At 65.3% G+C, this 19,793-nt stretch carries 21 protein-coding genes; 10 read left to right on the plus strand and 11 right to left on the minus strand.

What is annotated here, in order from left to right:
• A partial coding sequence (locus tag C451_RS08980; RefSeq protein WP_007739883.1) for an APC family permease occupies positions 1 to 429 on the minus strand: 429 nt, incomplete at its 3' end.
• A 350-nt stretch (positions 430 to 779) separates the two neighbouring features.
• Here C451_RS08980 and C451_RS08985 point away from each other — a divergent pair.
• Complete coding sequence (locus C451_RS08985) at positions 780 to 1,787, plus strand: alanine dehydrogenase (protein ID WP_007739885.1); 1,008 nt, start codon at positions 780 to 782, stop codon at positions 1,785 to 1,787.
• A gap of 213 nt (positions 1,788 to 2,000) precedes the next feature.
• On the plus strand, positions 2,001 to 2,495 hold the full coding sequence (locus C451_RS08990; protein WP_007739887.1) for an Lrp/AsnC family transcriptional regulator: 495 nt from the start codon (positions 2,001 to 2,003) through the stop codon (positions 2,493 to 2,495).
• A gap of 2 nt (positions 2,496 to 2,497) precedes the next feature.
• Here C451_RS08990 and C451_RS08995 read toward each other — a convergent pair whose 3' ends face one another.
• Positions 2,498 to 3,823: an aminotransferase family protein gene (locus C451_RS08995; RefSeq protein ID WP_007739895.1), complete on the minus strand. Its 1,326-nt coding sequence runs from the start codon at positions 3,821 to 3,823 to the stop codon at positions 2,498 to 2,500.
• 256 nt (positions 3,824 to 4,079) lie between these two features.
• On the opposite strand from C451_RS08995, the gene C451_RS09000 reads away from it, so the two are divergent.
• The 5 genes from C451_RS09000 (at position 4,080) to C451_RS09020 (ending at position 9,783) form a co-directional block, all read left to right on the plus strand.
• Entirely contained in the window at positions 4,080 to 4,319 is a 240-nt protein-coding gene (locus C451_RS09000; RefSeq protein WP_007739896.1) for a hypothetical protein, read from the plus strand.
• A 230-nt stretch (positions 4,320 to 4,549) separates the two neighbouring features.
• On the plus strand, positions 4,550 to 4,969 hold the full coding sequence (locus C451_RS09005; RefSeq protein ID WP_007739897.1) for a universal stress protein: 420 nt from the start codon (positions 4,550 to 4,552) through the stop codon (positions 4,967 to 4,969).
• Positions 4,970 to 5,050: 81 nt separating this feature from the next.
• Positions 5,051 to 6,982, plus strand: a complete 1,932-nt coding sequence (locus tag C451_RS09010) for an AMP-dependent synthetase/ligase (RefSeq protein WP_007739898.1) — start codon at positions 5,051 to 5,053, stop codon at positions 6,980 to 6,982.
• A 64-nt stretch (positions 6,983 to 7,046) separates the two neighbouring features.
• Positions 7,047 to 8,924, plus strand: coding sequence for a cation:proton antiporter domain-containing protein (locus C451_RS09015; RefSeq protein WP_007739899.1), 1,878 nt, complete (start codon positions 7,047 to 7,049; stop codon positions 8,922 to 8,924).
• A 433-nt stretch (positions 8,925 to 9,357) separates the two neighbouring features.
• A complete protein-coding gene (locus tag C451_RS09020; RefSeq protein ID WP_007739900.1) occupies positions 9,358 to 9,783 on the plus strand; it encodes a universal stress protein in 426 nt (141 codons plus the stop codon).
• A gap of 26 nt (positions 9,784 to 9,809) precedes the next feature.
• On the opposite strand, the gene C451_RS09025 is transcribed toward C451_RS09020, so the two are convergent.
• Complete coding sequence (locus C451_RS09025; RefSeq protein ID WP_007739901.1) at positions 9,810 to 10,946, minus strand: thiolase family protein; 1,137 nt, start codon at positions 10,944 to 10,946, stop codon at positions 9,810 to 9,812.
• A gap of 118 nt (positions 10,947 to 11,064) precedes the next feature.
• Here C451_RS09025 and C451_RS09030 point away from each other — a divergent pair, with 118 nt between their 5' ends.
• Both C451_RS09030 and C451_RS09035 read left to right on the plus strand, forming a co-directional pair.
• Positions 11,065 to 12,417 carry an ATP-binding protein gene (locus C451_RS09030; RefSeq protein WP_007739903.1) on the plus strand — a complete coding sequence of 451 codons (1,353 nt, stop codon included), beginning with the start codon at positions 11,065 to 11,067 and terminating at the stop codon, positions 12,415 to 12,417.
• Between the two features lie 2 nt (positions 12,418 to 12,419).
• The gene (locus tag C451_RS09035) at positions 12,420 to 13,238 is read left to right on the plus strand and encodes an MBL fold metallo-hydrolase (RefSeq protein ID WP_007739905.1); all 819 of its coding nucleotides are present in this window, start codon (positions 12,420 to 12,422) and stop codon (positions 13,236 to 13,238) included.
• Between the two features lie 44 nt (positions 13,239 to 13,282).
• Here C451_RS09035 and C451_RS09040 read toward each other — a convergent pair whose 3' ends face one another.
• From C451_RS09040 to C451_RS09075, 8 genes are all read right to left on the minus strand, one after another.
• Positions 13,283 to 13,600, minus strand: coding sequence for a hypothetical protein (locus C451_RS09040; protein ID WP_007739906.1), 318 nt, complete (start codon positions 13,598 to 13,600; stop codon positions 13,283 to 13,285).
• A 47-nt stretch (positions 13,601 to 13,647) separates the two neighbouring features.
• Positions 13,648 to 14,529: an ABC transporter permease gene (locus C451_RS09045; RefSeq protein ID WP_007739907.1), complete on the minus strand. Its 882-nt coding sequence runs from the start codon at positions 14,527 to 14,529 to the stop codon at positions 13,648 to 13,650.
• The gene (locus C451_RS09050; protein WP_007739908.1) at positions 14,526 to 15,533 is read right to left on the minus strand and encodes an ABC transporter ATP-binding protein; all 1,008 of its coding nucleotides are present in this window, start codon (positions 15,531 to 15,533) and stop codon (positions 14,526 to 14,528) included. The genes C451_RS09045 and C451_RS09050 overlap by 4 nt, the downstream gene beginning before the upstream one ends.
• 51 nt (positions 15,534 to 15,584) lie before the next feature.
• Positions 15,585 to 16,133, minus strand: coding sequence for a KH domain-containing protein (locus C451_RS09055; protein ID WP_007739910.1), 549 nt, complete (start codon positions 16,131 to 16,133; stop codon positions 15,585 to 15,587).
• A gap of 45 nt (positions 16,134 to 16,178) precedes the next feature.
• Positions 16,179 to 16,667 carry a GNAT family N-acetyltransferase gene (locus tag C451_RS09060; RefSeq protein ID WP_007739912.1) on the minus strand — a complete coding sequence of 163 codons (489 nt, stop codon included), beginning with the start codon at positions 16,665 to 16,667 and terminating at the stop codon, positions 16,179 to 16,181.
• Positions 16,668 to 16,692: 25 nt separating this feature from the next.
• Positions 16,693 to 17,544 carry a serine/threonine-protein kinase Rio1 gene (gene rio1 / locus C451_RS09065; RefSeq protein WP_007739914.1) on the minus strand — a complete coding sequence of 284 codons (852 nt, stop codon included), beginning with the start codon at positions 17,542 to 17,544 and terminating at the stop codon, positions 16,693 to 16,695.
• Positions 17,545 to 17,646: 102 nt separating this feature from the next.
• Entirely contained in the window at positions 17,647 to 17,934 is a 288-nt protein-coding gene (gene eif1A / locus C451_RS09070; RefSeq protein WP_004054484.1) for a translation initiation factor eIF-1A, read from the minus strand.
• 43 nt (positions 17,935 to 17,977) lie between these two features.
• Entirely contained in the window at positions 17,978 to 18,514 is a 537-nt protein-coding gene (locus C451_RS09075; protein WP_007739915.1) for a hypothetical protein, read from the minus strand.
• Between the two features lie 199 nt (positions 18,515 to 18,713).
• On the opposite strand from C451_RS09075, the gene C451_RS09080 reads away from it, so the two are divergent.
• Positions 18,714 to 19,781: a zinc-dependent alcohol dehydrogenase family protein gene (locus C451_RS09080; protein ID WP_049913058.1), complete on the plus strand. Its 1,068-nt coding sequence runs from the start codon at positions 18,714 to 18,716 to the stop codon at positions 19,779 to 19,781.
• Positions 19,782 to 19,793 lie beyond the last annotated feature (12 nt).

The following is a 19,793-nucleotide window of genomic DNA, read 5'->3' on the forward strand; positions in this document are numbered from 1 at the left end:
GACCCACGAGCCGTAGACGGTCTGGCCTGCGAACGTCCAGAGTGCCAGGATATCGAATCCGGGGATCAGATAGGAGAAGCCGATGCCGAGAGCGATCGACTGGAAGCCGACGACGCCCATGTAGCCGAGCAACAGCGACCAGCTACAGACGAAGGAGACCGCCGGCCCGAACGCACGGTGGGTGTAGACGTGCTCGCCGCCCGCGTACGGCATCGCCGAGACTAGTTCGCCGTAGATGAGCGCGACGAGGAGTACGAGCACCCCGCCGATGGCGAAGGCGGCCATCGCCCCGTACGGCCCCGCTTCGTCGATCCAATAGCCCATCTGGATGATCCAGCCCCAGCCGACGATCGCGCCGAAGCCGATGGCGAACAGCTGCCATCGTGAGAGAACCCGTTCCAGCGATCCATCCGTGGTATCATCAGCCATGCTACCGCAATACATTCGCGAATACTTTAATGTTATGTATATTTATTGGAGTTTGTTTTAGCTATAGACAGTATTCTTGCTGTGATCGTCAGAATACAATCGTCGATCGGGACGCCGTCGTCGGGTTTTGTTGGCGAACCCTCATGAACGCCCGGCCTGCAAACACGTCGGCCGACGAATAACATCGTCCGAACCGTTCCGGAGCCACCCGGTGGACGACCGTTCCAATCATCGGATCGTAATCGGCAGCATTGATCGATACACAGCCCATAGATAATATTATATCCGGTATATCCGCAGTAGTACGGTAGAAAAGTTTAAGATACTCGCGCATAGTTGTCGATATGCGCATGAGCACACTCGCATCCGAGGAGGACGTGACCGAGCGGGGAACGCTGATGATCGACCGCGACGAGCTCGACGACTGCGTCGAGATGGCGGGCGTCATCGACGCGATCGAGGACGCCTTCGTCGCCTACGAGGCGGGCGACGCGGTGATGCCGCCGAAGACCTACGTCGACCTCCCCGAGGAGAACGGCGACTTCCGGGCGATGCCGGCGTACGTCGACGACGCCGCCGGCCTCAAGTGGGTCAACGTCCATCCGGACAACCCCACGAAACACGACCTGCCGACGGTGATGGGCGTCGTCATCTACTCCGACCCGGAGACGGCCTACCCGCTGGCGATCATGGACGGGACGAAGCTCACCCGCTACCGCACCGGCGCGGTCGGCGGCGTCGCCAGCCGCCACCTCGCCCCGCCGGACACGCGCACGATGGGGCTGGTCGGCGCGGGCGAGCAGGCACGCGCACAGCTGGAAGCGATCTCGAGCATCGTCGATCTCGACCGGGTCGTCGTCACCGATCTGGACGAGCGGGCGGTCGCTGATCTCTGTGAGAAGGAGGCCGGTCGTGCCGACGAGGTCGTCGGCGGCAGTCCGGAGGAGGTCGCGAGCTGTGACGTGATCTCGACCACCACGCCCTCGACGGAGCCGATCCTGAAGCGCGAATGGCTCGACGAGGGGACACACATCAACGCGATGGGAGCCGACGCGGAGGGCAAGCAGGAGCTCGATCCGGAGATCATCGAGGACGCCGCCGTCGTCGTCGACGACTGGGAGCAGTGTTCCCACAGCGGCGAGATCAACGTCGCCGTCGCCGAAGGCCGCCTCGCCAGAAAAGACGTCCACGCCGACCTGAGCGAGGTCGTCAGCGGAACGCGCGACGCGCCGACCGACGAGCTCACCGTCTTCGATTCGACGGGACTGGCGATCCAGGATATCGCGGCCGCGGGCCTGATCTACGAGAGCGCCGAGGAGCAGGGTGCCGGCTACACGTTCGATCTCGTGGGCACGTAACGACCCCACCAGCCTCTCGTCGCCCGGTTCCCGACCGTTTCTTCAGTCGTCGTTCTACACGTAATAGGGAGAATTAAGTGCGCGTGTCGAGTATCTTCCAACCGCATTCAACTATGGACGAACGTGACATCAAGATCCTCTCGGCGATTGCGAACCTCGGCACCGGCAGCCCCGACCGGCTCCACGAGGAGACNCTTCCAACCGCATTCAACTATGGACGAACGTGACATCAAGATCCTCTCGGCGATTGCGAACCTCGGCACCGGCAGCCCCGACCGGCTCCACGAGGAGACTGGCATCCCGAAGTCGACGATCTACTACCGGCTGAACAACCTCCGCGAGGAGGGTGTCATCAAGAACGATCTCTACGACATCGACTACGAGAAGGTCGGCCTCGGCGTCACCATCATCGCCGAGGTCATCGCCGAGTACGACGAGGGCTACCACGAGCGCGTCGGTGAGAAGCTCTCGAACATCGAGGGCGCGGATCAGGTCTACTTCACGATGGGCGAGACCGACTTCGTCGTCATCGCCCGCCTCGGCAATCAGGGGATGGTCGAGGATCTCATCAGCCAGTTCGAGGGGATCGACGAGGTGATCCGGACCCGATCGATGTTCACCATCTCCACCATCAAAAACGAGCCGCGACTGCTCAAGAACTTCGAGTTCGATACGCTCGAAGCGATCGCCGACGCCGAGGACGAGTAGCGCTACTCGAACACCTCCTCGATCGACTCTTCGAGCGCCGCGACGCCCGTCTCGATGTCGTCCTCGTCGACACAGAACGGCGGCGAGAGCATGACCTGAATCAACGGTCGACCACCGCCGACGAGCACGCCCTTCTCGCGCGTGCGGGTGAGGACGTCCGCGACGGGGTTGTAACCGTCTTCCACGCGCGGATCGAACACCGGCTCGCCCGTTTCGGGATCGGCGAACTCGACCGCCCAGTGGAAGCCGCGCCCGCGGACGTCACAGACGACATCGTGATCTTCGAGGTCCTGGACCCGCTCTTCGAGGGCGGGCGAGAGCTCCCGAACGTTGTCGATCAGGTGGTCGTCGTATTCCTCTAGGGCAGCGTTGCCAGCGGCACACGCGACCGGGTTGCCGGCGAACGTCTGGCCGATGTCCATCGCGTCCTCGCGGAGCGCCGTGCCGAGTTCCGAGCGCATCAGCACGCCGGCGAGGGGCGCGTAGGCGCTCGTCACGCCCTTGGCGAACGTGATCATGTCCGGTTCGAGATCCTCGGTCTGGCTGCCGAACCACTCGCCACAGCGGCCGAAACCGGAGATGACTTCGTCGGCGATCAGCAGGATGTCGTACTCGTCACAGAGCTCGCGCACGCCCTCGAAGTAGCCTGGCGGCGCGGTGAACGCCCCGCTCGACCCGCCGACGATCTCCGTGACGAGCGCGCCGATCGAGTCCGGCCCCTGGTTGCGGATGACGTATTCGAGGTGGTCGAGCGAGCGCTCGGTGAGCTCCTCGGGCGAGTCGGCGTCGAAGGCGGCGTCGGCACCCCCGAACGGCGGGAGGAACTTCACGTTGCCCGTGGTCGCGGCGTGCGATTCGACCGGCAGCCGGATCGCGGGATCGCCCGTGATGCCTGCGGTCGCGTACGTGCCGCCGTGATAGGAGCGCCAGCGGGTCAGTACCGTCGAGGAATCCTGGAACTCGCGGGCGATCTGGATCGCCGCCTCGTTCGCCTCGCTGCCCGAGATCGAGAAGAACACGTCCGTGAGCGACTGTGGCGCGACCTCGGTCAGCGTGTCGGCGAGCTGGCTGCGCGCGTCGTTGTCCTTCGCCGAGGACACGTACTGGATCCGATCGAGCTGCTCGGCCATCGCGTCGGTGATGGCGTCGTTGCTGTGGCCCGCGTTCACGCAGTACAGCTGGGAGGTGAAGTCCAGGTACTCCTCCTCGTCGTCGGTGCGCACGTACGCACCGTCACCCTCGGTGATCGTCATCGGTTCCTCGTCCATGTGCCCGAAGTGAGCGAGCACGCCGCGTTCGCCCGTCCTGATCTGTTCGCGTTGCGCCATACCCACACGTTCGACCGCGAACCATTTATAGATACTGGTTAATTTGTAGTTCAAAGTAACTATTCGAAAGAGAGTGAGTGAAATAGCCAATAGTATTGAGTATAGATGTATAGAGAAACAACCCGCTGTGAGGGCGGCAACCGATTTTGCCGAGAGTATCTCTATCAATTTTGCGCTTAAATCCGGATTCTACTGCTAGTTTGACCGTATAATCAGTAACTTTCATTAACTTCCGGTATATACAGTGGATGTGGACATGAAACAGCCACCACGACAACCGAGCAACGAGACGACCGACGCAACGAACTACGACCGCGACAGCGAAGCGATCGAGCCGCTCGTGCCAGTCATGCCGCCCGACAAGGGCGATCCAGGACGCGAACGGCAGCGGGACGGCACGGACGGCAGCATGATGCTCGATCGCTCGCAGCTGGGCCACACCACCGAGTACACGTGGGACATCGAGATGGTCGAACCGGGTGTGCCGCGACTGTGAGAGGACGGCCAGGGTAAGATCAGCCCTTCACTCCCTCCCCATCTAGCGATCCACCGCCCACTTCCCCTCATCCCCATCGTGGCCCCTTCCCCTTCCTCGCTGTCCATCCTCCCAGAGAGAACACGACCGGCCAGCAGTTGGCTCATCGAATAGCATTTCCCCAGGATTCGATCGTCACGTTCCACGAGCGGCGAAATCTATAACCATCCCGGCAAACAACGGGCGTGACAATGATCGTCGCCGCAGTGGGCGAATCCGATCGGAGCGAACAGGTCGTCGCCGAGGCGGACGCGCTCGCGGACGCCTTCGACGAGGAGACTCACGTCGTCCACGTTCTCAGCCCGATGGAAGCACGAAAGATCGAGCAGAACGCCACCGAGAGCAGTACGATGGAGTTCGACGACGAACCCGACGACGGCGAGGAGGCCGCACGGCAGATCGCCGCGGCGGCAACGGTCGGCAGCGACGCGACGCCCGTCGGGGTCGTCGGCAAGGCCAGCGAGCGGATCATCGCGTACGCCGACGAGCACGACGCGCGCTACGTCGTCGTGGGCAAGCGCAAACGCTCGCCGACCGGCAAGGCGGTCTTCGGCAGCGTGACGCAGTCGGTGCTGCTGAACGCCGACCAACCCGTTCTGAGCGTCATGTGACACCGGACTGCGGCCGATCGTGTAGCCTTGTTTCCAAATCCGATGGCCGATGTTTATTACCGAGCCAGCCGGTGGGAGGGTATGGACTGGCAGGAAGCCGAGGCGGAGTTCGAAAGCGAGGTGCTCGGCGAGCGAACGCTGTCGCGGATGTTCGAGCGCAGCGCCACGCGCCACGACGAACGCGTCGCCCAACAGTACAAGGGCGGCGTCTACGACCGCTCGCTGGCCGGTCCGATCGTGGCGCAGGCACCCGACGGCGAGTTCGCGAACCTGAGCTACCGGCAGATGCACCGGATCGTCAAGCGACTCGCGGCGGGCTTTCGTAGCCTCGGCATCGAGGCTGGCGACAGGGTGGGACTGTTCGCGAACACGCGCATGGAGTGGGCCCAGACAGATTTCGCCGTGCTCGCCGCCGGCGGCGTCGTGACGACCGTCTACACGAGTTCCTCGCCCGATCAGGTCGAATATCTCCTCGACGACCCCGGGGCTACGGGAGTGGTCGTCGAAAATCAGGAGCTGCTCGAACGCGTGCTCGCCGTCGAGGACGAACTCGATCTCGACTTCGTCGTCTCGATGGACAGTATCGAGGGGTACGGCGACCGCGAGGACGTGCTCACGCTCGCGCAGGTCCACGAACGCGGCGTCGGCTCGTTCGAGCAGAGCGACTACGAGGGCTGGCTCGACGCGCGCGATCCCGACGATCTCGCCAGCCTCGTCTACACCTCCGGAACGACCGGCCAGCCAAAGGGCGTCAGACTCACCCACCGGAACTTCAAGGCGAACGTCGATCAGGTCTACCGCCGGTTCGGACCGCGCGAGGACAAGGGTGATCTCCCGACGATCGACCCGGACGTGAGTACGCTCTCCTTTCTCCCGCTCGCACACGTCTTCGAGCGGCTGGCTGGCCACTTCCTGATGTTCGCCGCGGGCGCGAGCGTCGCCTACGCCGAGAGCCCCGATACGCTTCAGGAGGACTTCCCGCTCGTCACCCCCTCGACGGGGACGAGCGTCCCCCGAGTGTACGAAAAACTGTACGACTCGATCCGCGAGCAGGCCAGCGAATCCGCACTTCGCGAACGGATCTTCGAGTGGGCCGTCGACGTCGGCCGGGAGTACCAAGAGCGTGAGTCGCCCGGACTCTCGCTGCGCGCGAAACGCGCGCTCGCCGATCGGCTGGTCTTCGAGCAGGTCCGCGAGGGTGTCGGCGGCAACATCGAGTTCTTCATCAGTGGCGGCGGCAGCCTCTCGCCCGAACTGGGTCGACTGTTCGACGGGATGGGGCTGCCGATCCTGGAGGGCTATGGCCTCACCGAGACCGCACCCGTCGTGGCGGTCAACCCGCCCGAAGCGCCCGAGATCGGCACCATCGGCCCGCCCGTCGTCGACGAGGAGGTCAAAGTGGACGCGAGCGTGGTGCCCGACGATCTCGACGCCGACGGCGAGGTCGGCGAACTGCTCGTGCGCGGGCCGAACGTGACCGATGGCTACTGGGAGAACCCCGAAGCGACCGAGGACAGTTTCGATGGAAACTGGTTCCGGACCGGCGACGTCGTCGAACGCCGGCCCGACGGCTACATCGCCTTCCGCGAGCGCTCGAAGCAGCTGCTGGTGCTCTCGACGGGCAAAAACGTCGCACCCGGCCCGATCGAGGACGCCTTCGCCCAGCGCCAGCTCGTCGAACAGTGTATGGTGCTCGGCGACGGCGAGAAGTTCGTGAGCGGGCTCGTCGTCCCCAACGAGGAGCGGGTGCGAAAATGGGCCAGAGAGGAGGGGATCGACCTGCCCGACGATTCGAGCGCGCTCTGTCAGAACGAACACGTCCAGGCACGCATCGGCGAGGTGGTCGAGGCGGTCAACGAGAACTTCGAGTCCCACGAACGTATCAAGAAGTTCGCACTCGTCCCCGAGGAGTTCACCGAGGACAACGATCTCCTGACGCCGACGATGAAGAAGAAACGACGCAACATCGAGGAACGCTACGACGAGGCGATCGACGCGCTGTATGCCGACTGAGACCGCGGAGTGAACGCGCTTATATGGTCTGGTTTCTTACCGGTCGGAATATGGAGGGTCGGGAGTGGCAACCGGCGGGGCAGAGCTAATAGCGCTCGTCGCGGGCATCATGGCGCTCGGGGTCGCCTCGCAGATGCTCGGCGATCGCTTTCGCGTACCGAGCATCATCTTCCTGTTGAGCACGGGGCTGATCCTCGGTCCGTTGTCGGGGCTGGTGCTCCCCTCGCGGATCATCAGCGCCGACACGTTCGGCGGCGCACTCCCGGCCATCGTCGGACTCGCGGTCGCGATCATCGTCTTCGAGGGGGCCTTCCACCTCCGTATCGAGGACCTCAGACAGACCTCCTCGGCGACGATACGACTCACCACGCTCGGGGCGGCCATCTCGCTGCTCGGAACGGCCGTCGTCGTCCACTACGCGCTGAACGCCCCGTGGGACATCTCCCTTCTCGTCGGCGCGCTGCTGGTTGCGACCGGGCCGACGGTCATCGCACCGATCCTCGACGTCGTCCCCGTACGCGATCGCGTGGCAACCACCCTCGAAACCGAGGGGATCGTCAACGACGTGACGGCGGCGATCCTCGCGGTCGTCGTCTTCGAGGTCGTCTTCGAGGCCTCCGAGGGGATCGCGGCCATCCTCGTCGTCTTCGCGATCAAGCTCGGCGTCGGCATCGGCGTCGGCACGGCCGTCGCCGGCGTGCTCTGGTATCTCATCCGCTACGTCGACCTCTCGCCGGGCAACGCGCCCCGCAACGCTCGCCTGCTCGTGCTCGCCGGTGCACTGGTGGCCTACGGGCTGGCGAACGTCTGGACCTCGGAGGCCGGGATCGCCGCGGTCGCCACCGCCGGCCTCATCGTCGGCAATCTCGACATCCCCTACGAGGACAAGATCACCGATTTCAAGGGCGATATCACGCTCATGGTGCTCTCGTTCGTGTTCATCGCACTCGCCGCGCTGCTCAACTTCGACGATCTCCCCTTCGGACTGGGCGGGCTGGCGGTCGTGGTCGTCGTGATGGTCGTGCTCCGACCGCTCATCGTCTTCCTCTCGACGTCGGGCGGTCGGTTCACCCGCGAAGAACGGCTGTTCATGAGCGCCATCGGCCCACGGGGCATCATCCCCGCCTCCGTGGCGACGCTGTTCGCCGTGCGCCTCCAGGCCGAGGGGATGAGCGCGGCCGCCGAGACGCTCGTCGGCACCGTCTTCCTGGTCATCTTCGCCACCGTGCTGGTCGAGGGCGGTTTGGCCAGATACATTGCCGAGTATCTCGACGTGCTTCCCATGCGCGCCATCATCGTCGGTGGGGGGAAGGTCGGGCGGGATCTCGCCACACGCCTCGAAGCCCGCGGCGAGAACGTCGTCATCGTCGAACACGACGAGGAGAACGTCGAGACCGCCCGGTCGGAGGGGTTCTCGGTCCACATCGGCGACGGTGCCCACCGCGACGTCCTCCAATCGGCGGGCGCGGAGAACGCCTCGACGATCGTCGCGACCACCGGCGACGACGACGCGAACCTGCTGGTCGCCCAGCTCGCGGCCACCGCCTTCGACACCGAACAGGTCATCGCCCGCGTCAATCAGCCGGAAAACGACGACGCCTTCGCCGAACTCGACGTCGAGACGATCTCCGCACCGATCGCCACCTCGTGGGCCATCGACAACCGCATCGAACGGCCCGCGCTCTGGAACTGGATGACCGAACTCGGCCGCTCGGGCGACGTCCAGGAGTTCGAAGTCACCGCCGCCGACGTCGCCGGCGAAACGATCGCCGAGCTCGCGAACGCCATCCCCGAGGGCTGTCTCATCGCGCTCGTCAGCCGCGACGACGAGAACATGGTTCCCGACGGTGATTTCGTCCTCCAGCAGGGCGACCGCATCACGCTCGTCGGCCTCAACGAACCCGTCCAGAACGCTCTCGAACGGTTCCACCCCGCGGACTAACCACGACACTTCGACCTTTTGCTACGCTCGTTCGACGCTTCGCGTCTCACTCGCTCGCAAAATGTCGATCAAAAGCCTTCGTCACCCCCTCGCGGTGCTCGGGGGTTCCGCGGCCCGCTCGCTCACTTCGTTCGCTCGCGGTGGAGCAACTGACGCCTCCCGCGACCGCACAGCACCGCCGAAGCCCTCGCATCCCTCCGGAAGAGCGAAGCTCTTCCGTGCTCTCGTTCGCCTCCGGTTCACGAGAACTCCGGGATGCTCGCCCTTCATCCACCAGGATCGCCACCGCACCACAGCCGCCACCGCCGCAGCCGCAACCACGAACCGCACCCGTGCGCCAGAATCCATCTCCACGCCGACCCCAGGTTTTTGAGCCACCGCGCCGTCGCTCGCCTGTGAACCGATCGCAGGACGCTATCGGCGGTGGTGGGTCGTGAGCAAGGCCAGGGATCCCTTCGAGATCGCGGTGTTGCCGGTCGCAAGCCCCGAGGACGCCCGCACGACCTGTGCCGGCGCGGCGGCGCACCTCCGCCGGACAGGCGGTCGAGCAGTCGTCGTCCACGTTATCGAGGGAGCCGCGCCATCCGACGGCGCGCACCCGGAACACGCCGACGAGACGTTCGCGGCCGCCCGCGAAGCGTTCGATGCCGCCAACATCGATGTCGAGACGCGCCTCGAATACGGCGAGGAGATCCCCGAAACGGTGTTCGCCGTCGCCGACGAGATCGACGCGAGCGCCATCGCGTTCACCCCGCGGGCCGGCGGCCGATGGCTCAAACTCCTCTCGGGCGATCTGACGAACGCGCTCGTCACCGAGAGCGATCGTCCGGTCGTGGTGCTCCCCGACAGACACGAATAACGCTGAAAATCCGCCGTCAGCCCCGCTCAGCGCGAGAATTCGATGGCCGCGCCCTGACCGAAGCCGACACATTCGGTCGCAAGTCCGCGGTCGACGTCGCGCTTATGCATCTCGTGGATCAGCGTCACCGGCAGGCGCGCGCCGCTCGCACCGAGCGGGTGACCGATGGCGATCGCACCGCCGTTGACGTTGAATATCTCGTCGTCGATGCCGAGTTCACGCTGGCAGTAGAGCGTCTGTGAGGCGAAGGCCTCGTTCAGCTCCACGAGCCCGTAGTCGTCGATCTCCCGCCCCGTGCGTTCGAGCAGCCCCTCGGTGGCGGGTATCGGGCCGACACCCATGACCTCCGGCTCGACGCCCGCGACGTTGTTGCTCCCGACTTCCGCGAGCACGTCGAGACCGTGATCCTCGGCGAACCCGCGGCTCGTGATGAGGGTGGCCGAAGCACCGTCCGAGACCTGTGAGGCGTTGCCCGGGGTGACGGTCCCGTCGGATTTGAACACCGTCGGGAGCTCGGCGAGCTTCTCGGCGGTCGTGCCCGGCCGGAGTCCCTCGTCGGTGTCGATCATCTCCTCACCGTTGTCGATCGGGACGATCTCGTCGTCGAACCGCCCCTCTTCGGTGGCCTCGACGGCGCGCTGCTGCGAGCGTGCGGCGTACTCGTCTTGCTCCTCACGAGTGACGTCGTAGCGCTCGGCGACCTCCTCGGCGGTCATCCCCATCTGGAGCTCAGCGACGTTGTGCTCCTCGTTGAGGCGTGGATGGGCGTTCTGCGTGTTCTGTCCCATCTTCACCCGGCTCATGCTCTCGACGCCGCCGGCGATGATCGCGTCGCGCTGGCCGGCGCGGATCGCGTCGGAGGCCGAGATGATCGACTGCGCCGAGGAGGCACACCAGCGGTTGATCGTCGTCGCGGGGACCGATTCACCGAGATCGGAGAGCAACGAGATCACGCGCGCGACGTTGTTGCCCTGCTCGCCGCGCTGCTGGGCACAGCCCCACATCAGATCGTCGATGTCGTCGCCAGCGAGGCCAGTGTCGGCGAGGATCTGGTTGATCAGCGGGATCGAGAGATCCTCGCTGCGGACGTCGGCGAAGACGCCGTCCTCCTTTCCCTGCGGGGTTCGGTATGCTGCCGCGACGACCGGTGTGCTATCGACCATGCGCGTCGTCGGACCCGTGTCGTGTTAAACCCACGCAAACTCCGAGATCTTTCATTGAGGTTTTCTGACCGGTGCGGTTCGACGGTCTTATTCGTCCGGATGGCCTACAGAGGCGGGAATGAGCAGTCCGGAACTGGACGTCGTCGAATTTCTGCTCACGACACACGTCTACAACGATGATCGTGAGCGTGACGCCGACGACCTGCCGCCACGTTACCGCCGCGCGTTCTGGTCGGACGAGGGGATCGAGCGCCCGCTGGCCGCGACCGAGGCGACCGCCGAGACCGCCACGGGGGTGGCCGACCCGTGGAGCGCCATCTCGGGGCTGATGTTCACCGATCACGACGAGTTCTCGGGATCGCTGTCGCTGACCGAACGCGCGATGGCCGAGGACTGGTTCGCAGAGCGCGCCGATACCGACCGAATCGAGGAGAACCCGACGCTCGCGGCCGCCCTCGACGACGCCGACTACGAGCGCGCCCGCGAGGCCAACCGCCCCGTTCGCGCCGATCGCGTCTGGATCGACAGCCTCCTCGAGGAGTACTTCGACAACGAGGAGGACGAGGAGATGCTCGATCTCGTCGACGTACGCGCGCCCGAGGAGGTCGAGATGACACTCAACGATCTCGTGCTGACCAGCGATCAGAAAGGTGAGATCGAGAAGATCATGAAGGCCATCGAACACCGCGAGTATCTCGCCACCATCGGCCTGCGCGAGATCGGCAAGCTCCTGTACGTGGGTCCGCCGGGAACGGGCAAGACGACCACGGCACGGGCGCTCGCCCACGAACTCGATCTCCCCTTCGTCGAGGTGAAACTGTCGATGGTCACGAGCCAGTATCTCGGCGAGACGGCGAAAAACGTCGAGAAGACCTTCGAGGTGGCCAAACGGCTCTCGCCGTGTATCCTCTTCATCGACGAGTTTGATTTCGTCGCCAAAACTAGGAACTCGGACGAGCACGTCGCGCTGAAACGGGCGGTGAACACGCTGCTCAAGAGCATCGACGAGATCAGCCTGATCAACGACGAGGTACTGCTGATCGGCGCGACCAACCATCCCGACCAGCTCGACGCGGCCGCCTGGCGGCGTTTCGACGAGATCGTCAACTTCCCGAAGCCCGACTCGCTGATGCGCGCGGACATCCTCCGGATCGTCACCCGCGAGATGGATATCGAGAACTTCGATCCCGAAGCGCTGGCCAGCGATACCGAAGGGCTGACCGGCAGCGATCTCCGGCTCGTGCTCCGCGAGGCCGTCCTCGACGCGCTGACCGAGGAGCGCACCACGCTGACACAGGCCGACCTCGAGGCCGCAGTGCGCGACTTCGAGGAGCGCGACAGCCTGAAGGATCTCGACATGATCGAGGGTGATCACGACGCCCTAGTGGCCGGCGGTGACATCAGCGCCGATGGCGGGTCAGACGAGCACGATCACGACCACGGTGCCGACGGTCACGCTCACGACCACTGAGCGTGGAGGTCACGCTCCTCGGCACCGGCGACACAACTGGCACACCGACCGTCGGCTGTGACTGCGACACCTGCACCGCCGCCCGCGAGAACGGCGTCGAACGGAGTCGGTTCTCGGTCCACGTCCGCAACGAACGGACCGACGAGTCGCTGCTCGTCGACGTGAGCCCCGATTTCCGCCGGCAGTTCCTCGACAACGACGTGGCGCTCCCGGACGCGGCGCTCGTCACGCACATCCACTTCGACCATCTCGACGGGCTCGGCAACGCCTTCCGGCTCTTTTCCGATCTCCCGGTCCACGCGGCGAACGAAACCGATCCGAAAACCGGCGAGAGCGTCGCCGACACGGTACGAGGGAAGTACGACTATCTCGACGCACTCTCGGTCCACGGGCAGCGTCCGTTGGAGACGTTCGAAGCCTGTGGCTTCGACGTGACGTTCGTCCCGGTTTCCCATCCGCCGCTCGTCTGTTACGGCGTCGTCATCGAAGGCGACGGCGCGAAACTCGCCATCACCGGCGACACGAACTACGGGATCCCGGACGAATCGCGCGCCCGGCTGGCCGACGCGGACCTCCTGCTCGCCGACGCCATCGCGCCGGCGTCGTTCTGCGAGCATCACCCGCTCGGCGGCGACCACCACGACGCCGACGGGACGCCACGAACGTTCGGCACGAAACACATGACTCGCGAGGGCGCACTCTCGCTGGCCGATGAACTCGGAGCCACCGAGACACGGCTGGTCCACGTTTCGCATTTCTTCCCCGCCGACGAGGCGTTCGCGGAGCCGCTCGCGGTCGATGGCGAGCACTACGCGCTGTAAGCGGTCGGTTGCGCTCCGGAAAGGAGAAGGAAGAGGGAGGTCCGCTACGTGCCGTAAACTTGGTAATACTGATAGCCACGGACGAACGCCACGGCGGCCATCGCGGCGAGCAAGAGCCCGAGCAGCGGGTCGCGGACGCCGTAGACGATCGCGAGGAGCACGGCGACGACACCGACCGCGAGCAAAACCGGTGCGACGGCGGGTTCGCCACGGCGCAGGACGGCGAGCGCGCCGATACCGACCACGCCACAGAAGACGACGAAACCGAGACCGAGACCGAGCACGAGCCCGGCACCGGCCCCGAGAAGGCCGACGGCGGCCAGCGCCACGAAGGTGGTACGGAAGCGGTCGGTCCAGTTCATATCGGGAGCGAGGGCCGGGACGGGGTAGCCGTTTCGCGTTCGGTCGGCTACTGTGCCGACGAGCTCGACGCGCGATTGAGATAGCGCACCGCGATCGCGCCGAGGGCGATATCGAGCGCGATCAGGACGGCGAACGAGGGGATCAGGGTGTTCCAGACCCCGCCGAACGCCGTCACGTCGATCACGGTCTGGACGTCACGACCGAGCATCAGCGCGCGGGCGGCGTCGACGCCGTAGGTGATCGGGTTGAACGTGGCGACGGTCTGCACCCAGTTCGGGAGGATATCGACCGGGAGGAAGGCGCTGGAGACGAACAGCAGCGGGAACTGAAGCAGGTTCGCGCCGATGATGGTCGACTCCTGATCGCGGGTGACGAGCGCGACGATGTTCGAGAAGGCGGTGAACCAGATCGCGAAGACGATGGCGACGAGGACGATCCCGAGCGCGCCGACGATCCCGGTCTCGATGTAGGTACCGATCTCGCCGCCCGTGTCGAACCAGAGCAGGACGTAGCCGAGCCCGAGGATGATGAACGTCTGGACGACGATCCGGACGACCTCCGAGAGCGACTTGCCGAGGAACATCGCGGCGCGGTTGATCGGCGAGACGAGCACCTTCTCGAACATGCCGTTCTCCATGTCGTCGACGAGCCCGATCCCGGAGCCGGCGGCCGCGACGAGCGCCGACTGGACGATGATCGCTGGCGTGAGGTAGGTCACGTAGGAGATGTCCGGCCCGAGCGCCTGACTGAGCGCGCCGCCGACGGCCCCGCCGAAGATCTCGGTGAACAGAACGAGAAAGATGACCGGCTGGACGAGCGAGCCGACGACGACGAACGGGTTGCGGGTCGTCTTGATCAGCCAGCGCTTCAGGTTGATCCAGATGTCCATGAGGAACCCGTTGCTGTTGCCCGCCTCGACGGTGCTCATTGAGCAGCCTCCGGGGCGGCCGATTCCCGAGTTCCCTCAGCCGGTTCGTCGTCTTCCTCGGCCGGTTCGCCGGTGATGGCGAGGAACACGTCGTCGAGGGTGGGCGAGCGCACGTCGAAGCCCGTGACCGTGAAGTCGGCATCGCGCAGCGCCAGCAATAGATCGGTGCCGCGGCTGCGGGCGTGCTCGGAGGCGACGCTGATGCCGTCGTCGGTGATCTCGACCGTTCCGTCGGCGAACAGCCCCGACTCGCGGGCGACCTCCGCGGCGTGTGCCCGCCGCTCCTCGCTCGCGTCGTCGATCGTGATGTCGAGCACGTCACCGCCGACCTCGGATTTCAGCGTGTCGGGCGCATCCGTGGCGACGATCTTTCCATCTTGGATCACCGAGAGCCGGTCACAGAGCTCGTCGGCCTCCTCCAGATACTGCGTCGTGAGAAACACGGTCGTCCCCTGCTCGTTGATCTCGCGGAAATACTCCCAAAGGCGGATCCTGGCTTTGGGGTCGAGTCCCGTCGTGGGTTCGTCGAGGAAGACGAGCGGGGGTTCGTGGACGAGTGCGGTCGCCACGTCGAGGCGCTTTTTCATCCCGCCGGAGAACTCCGTCGCCTCCTTGTCGGCGACGTCGGCGAGATCGACGAGATCGAGCAGTTCGTCGATGCGATCCGCCCGCTCGCCCCGGGGCACGCCGTAGGCCTCGCAGGCGAACTTGATGTTCTCGCGGGCGGTGAGCTCCTCGTCGACGCTTGTCTCCTGAGCCATGTAGCCGATCGTCTCCCGCACGGACTGGGCATCGTCGACGACGTCGAACCCGTTGACCGTCACCGTGCCGGCGGTCGGATAGAGCAGTGTGGTGAAGGTCTTGATCGCGGTCGTCTTGCCCGCGCCGTTCGGCCCGAGAAAGCCGAAGAACTCGCCCTCGGGGATCGCGAGATCGATGCCACGCACCGCCTCGGTTCCGTCCGAGTAGGTGAGTTCGACACCCGTGGCTTCGATGGCATTCATTGCACCTCAGAGGTGTCGGATCAACTTAAGACACTGGGATCGTGTAATCCACTAGCCGGTGTACTGGTGGTACTCCATGCCGGGACTCTTCAGTTCGTTGTGCTTGCGTTCGAGATACGAGTAGACCGAGCCGTGGGGCGCGCCATCCAGGATCATCTCGACGGCGTTTCTGACGACCTCGACCTCTTCGGGCGTGCCGATCGCTCCCACAGTGCTGCCGTAGATGACGACCGACGCGCCCGAGAGCTCGGCCATCAGCTCGCGCGTCCGGCCGTTCTCGCCGATGAGACGCCCCTTCTTGCGCGTGAGATCGGTCTCGTTGCGCGTGGCCGCCTCGATGTCGATGAGTTCGAGCAGCATCAGCTCGTCGTCGAGCAGCGTCAACGCGTCCTCGGGAGCGAACCCGCGGCCGATGGCCCGCACGATGTCGGGGCCTTTCAGTCCCTGGACCGGGTCCTCGACCGATTCGACGCCGACCGAACCGGTCTCGGAGTCGATGTCGAGACGAACGCCCGCACGGTCCTCGATGTCGCGCATCGTCGCGCCGCCCTCGCCGATGAGGACGCCGATGCGGTCCTGCGGAATCGTCACGTGTCGCATGCAGGCAGTATGGAACCCGGCGATTTCAACTCTTCGCACCCCGCGTCAGACGTCGCGGTAGTAGACGTATTCGACGAGCGTCTGCGAACCGAGTTCGCGCTCGCGCTCGCTGGTGCGCTCGAACCCGCGCGATTCGTAGAAGGAGACCCCCACGGCGTTCTCGGCGAGCACCTCGACGCGCAGTCGACGGCTGCCGTGGTCCAAGAGGCGGTCGCGAACGGCGTTGAGCAGCGCCGTCCCGAGCCCGTCGTTCCACCGGTCGGGATCGACGTAGATGGCATAGAGCTGTGCCTCCTCGTTGGCGGTCGGCGCGGCGCTCGCGTAGCCGGCGATCCCATCCGTTTCGGCGACGAGATAGACGTTTTCGGAGGCGGTGATCGGGCCTTCGAGTTCGTCGGCCGCATACCAGTCGTCGAGAATGGTCTCGACGGCACCCTCGCTCAGGAACTCGTACGTTTCCCGCCAGCCGCGGCGCGCGACGCGCTGGATCCCCGGAATGTCGTCGACGGTCGCCGCTCGAACTGTCGGTGCCATACCGGACGAACGCCGCCCGTGGTAATCAGTCTTCGCGCGCGGCCGTCACGTCCGCGAGCAGCGCCTCGCCGTCGGTGTCGAGCCCCTGCCGGGCGAAGAAGCTCGCCACGTTCTCGCAGTCGCGTTCGAGGAACTCCCGACTGTTGGGATGGTGGATCGTCACCGCCTGCCCGAGATCGAGCACCCACAGCTGCGAGTCGTGAACGAGGATGTTGTACTCCGAGAGATCGCCGTGGACCAGCCCCGCGCTGTACAGTCGGCACATGTATTCGCGGACGACCTCGTAGGCGGTGTCGGGGTTTTCGAGCTGCAGCTCCGAGAGGCGTCTGGCGCGCTCGCCGTCGGTGCCGAGGAACTCCATCACGAGGGCGTTGCGCTCGACGGCGATCGGCTCCGGAACGCGCAGCCCCGCCCGCTTGGCCCGCTGGAGGTTGGCGAACTCCTTTCGCGTCCACGCGAGCACGACCGCCTTTTTCTTGCCGCCGATCTCGTCGAAGCGGGGATCGCCCTCCAGATACCGGCGCATCTGTGTGAAGTCGCTCGCGTTGATGCGGTAGATCTTCACCGCGACGTCACGGTCGCCGGCGCTCGCGAGGAAGACGTGTGCCTCCTTCCCGGTCGAGATCGGCCCGCCGAGCGCGTCGATGTGGCCGTGCTGGACCAGCGTGTAGAGCGCGCCGAGCGTCGCCTCGTCGAAGACGCCGCCCTCGACTTTGAACTGGTCGGCGTCCTTGAGGCGCTCGCGGAACTTCGCGAACTCGCGGTCCTGCGTGCGGGCGGTGCGGTCGGCCTCGGTGTCGGTGACGTCGAGGTTCTCCCACTCGTCGCCCGGCGCGTCGGCCGCCTCCTCGTCGAGCAGGCCGTACTCGTCGCTCACGGGCGATCGGCCTCCACGGGGAACGCACTCGTCACGATGGATGGTCGACGGGCGAGAATCGAGGGTGTGCGATCGACACCGGACGGATGGAAACGAACCACGCTAGTCCTGGACGTGGCCCTCCTCGCGCAGTCGATCGGCGTCGGCTTTGTCGTAGCGCCATTCGACGTCGGCCTTCTCGTCCTGCCAGTCCCAAGGCGAGACGAGCACGACGTCGTCCTCGCGGATCCAGACGCGCTTTTGCATCCGGCCCGGGATCCGTGCGGTGCGGTCGGTGCCGTCCATACACCGAACCTCGATCCTGTTGGCTCCGAGCATGCCCGTGACGACGGCGAACAGTTCGTCCTCCTCGGGCATCCGGAGACCTGTTTGACTGCCACCGTCGCTCATGGCCGCCCTTCGACAGCGAGCGGTTTAAGTCTTCCAGCAGGGGCTACGACTCCATGATGAGCCCGTAGAGCAGCCCGACGAGCCCGCCGTAGAGCACCCACGCGAAAAAGCCCGCGAGCTGGAGGTTCGGGATCGCCACCCCCTCGATCCCGATGACGAACGCGAGCCAAAGCGGGATGAACAGTACGTAGACGATCAGCCAGATGGCGGCCCCGTAGATGAGCCCGAGCGCGTTCGTCGTCACGGTGAGCGCCGAGCGCTGGAGCAGGGGCACCAGAATCTCTTTGAGAACCTCGTTGCGCCGCGAGAGGGAGATCACCCGTGTGACGAAGCCGTTGATCGATCGGGAGACGAACCGGACGAACGACAACGTGAACAGCGTGCTCAGAACGAACAGCACCGCCCAGCTGACGTTGTACTCCGGCCGAGCGACGAGCGCGCCGAACTGGAGAACCCCGCCCCGGCCGAGACCCGCCTGCAGGACGAGCCCGACGAGGATCGCGCCGACGAAACTCCCCGCGATCACCGCCAGTATCCCGTCGCCGCTCATGCGCGTTTGCGAGCCGGTGTCGGTCGCCATGTCACATTCTCACCATCGTCGATCAAAAGCGTTCCTCCGCAGGTGACGGGCGATTTTTATACCGTACGTCCATGGACCATCGGACAGCACCGCTCTCACGGCGCGCACTCGTCAGGGATCATAACCACGCAACCGTCGTGAACCGGCCTATGACATTCCCTACCAATGATTTAAGATGCTGCCACGGCATGGGATCACGATGCGCGCCGTCGTCTTCCAAGGACCCGAAGAACCGATGGAGATCGAGGAGATCGATCGTCCCGAACCCGATGCCGACGGGATCGTCGTCGAGACCGAGGCCTGCGGGGTCTGCCGGTCGGACTGGCACGCCTGGAAGGGCGACTGGGACTGGATCGGGCTGCTGATGCAGCCCGGACTGGTCTTCGGCCACGAACCCGTCGGCACGGTCGTCGAGGTCGGCGACGACGTCGAGCGGATCCGTGAGGGTGATCGCGTCACCAACCCGTTCAACATGAGCGACGGCACCTGCGTCCACTGCCGGGCGGGACGGGCGAACATCTGCGAGCGCTCGGTGCCGATGGGCTTTCTCGACTTCCAGCAGGGGGCCTACGCCGAGGAGTATCCCGTCCGCGTCGCCGACCAGAACGCGATCAAAGTCCCGGACGGCCTCGATTCGGTCGACGTCGCCGGGCTCGGCTGTCGGTTCGCCACGGCGTTCCACGGGGTCGCCCACAAGGTCGACGTGGATCCCGGCGACTGGGTCGCGGTCCACGGCTGCGGCGGCGTCGGGCTCTCGGCGATCCACGTCGCCGACGCGCTCGGCGCGAACGTCATCGGCGTGGATCTCAATCAGGAGGCGCTCGACAAGGCCGAGGAGCTCGGCGCGGTCGAGGTCGTGAAGGCCGACGAGGTGAAGGACGTTCCTCAACAGGTCAAGGGGTTCACCGAATCGAGTCGCGGCGTCGACGTCAGCGTCGATGCGCTGGGCATCGCCGAGACTTGCCGAAACTCGGTGAACAGTCTGATGGCGGGCGGTCAACACCTCCAGATCGGGCTGACGACCTCCGAGGAAGGCGGCGAGGTTTCGCTGCCCGTGGACACGATGGTTCAGGACGAGCGCGAGTTCTACGGCTCCTACGGGATGCCACCCCACGAGTACGACGAGATGTTCCGAATGATCGACCACGGAACGCTCGATCCGGGTCGGATCGTCACCGAGACCATCCCGCTCGAAGAGGTGCCCGAGAAAGTCGCCGCCTTCGGCGACTACGACAACGTCGGCATCCCGGTCTGTAACGAGTTCTGAGCCACGAGGGAT

It is taken from the genome of Halococcus thailandensis JCM 13552 (assembly GCF_000336715.1).
In the GTDB taxonomy this organism is placed as follows: domain Archaea; phylum Halobacteriota; class Halobacteria; order Halobacteriales; family Halococcaceae; genus Halococcus; species Halococcus thailandensis.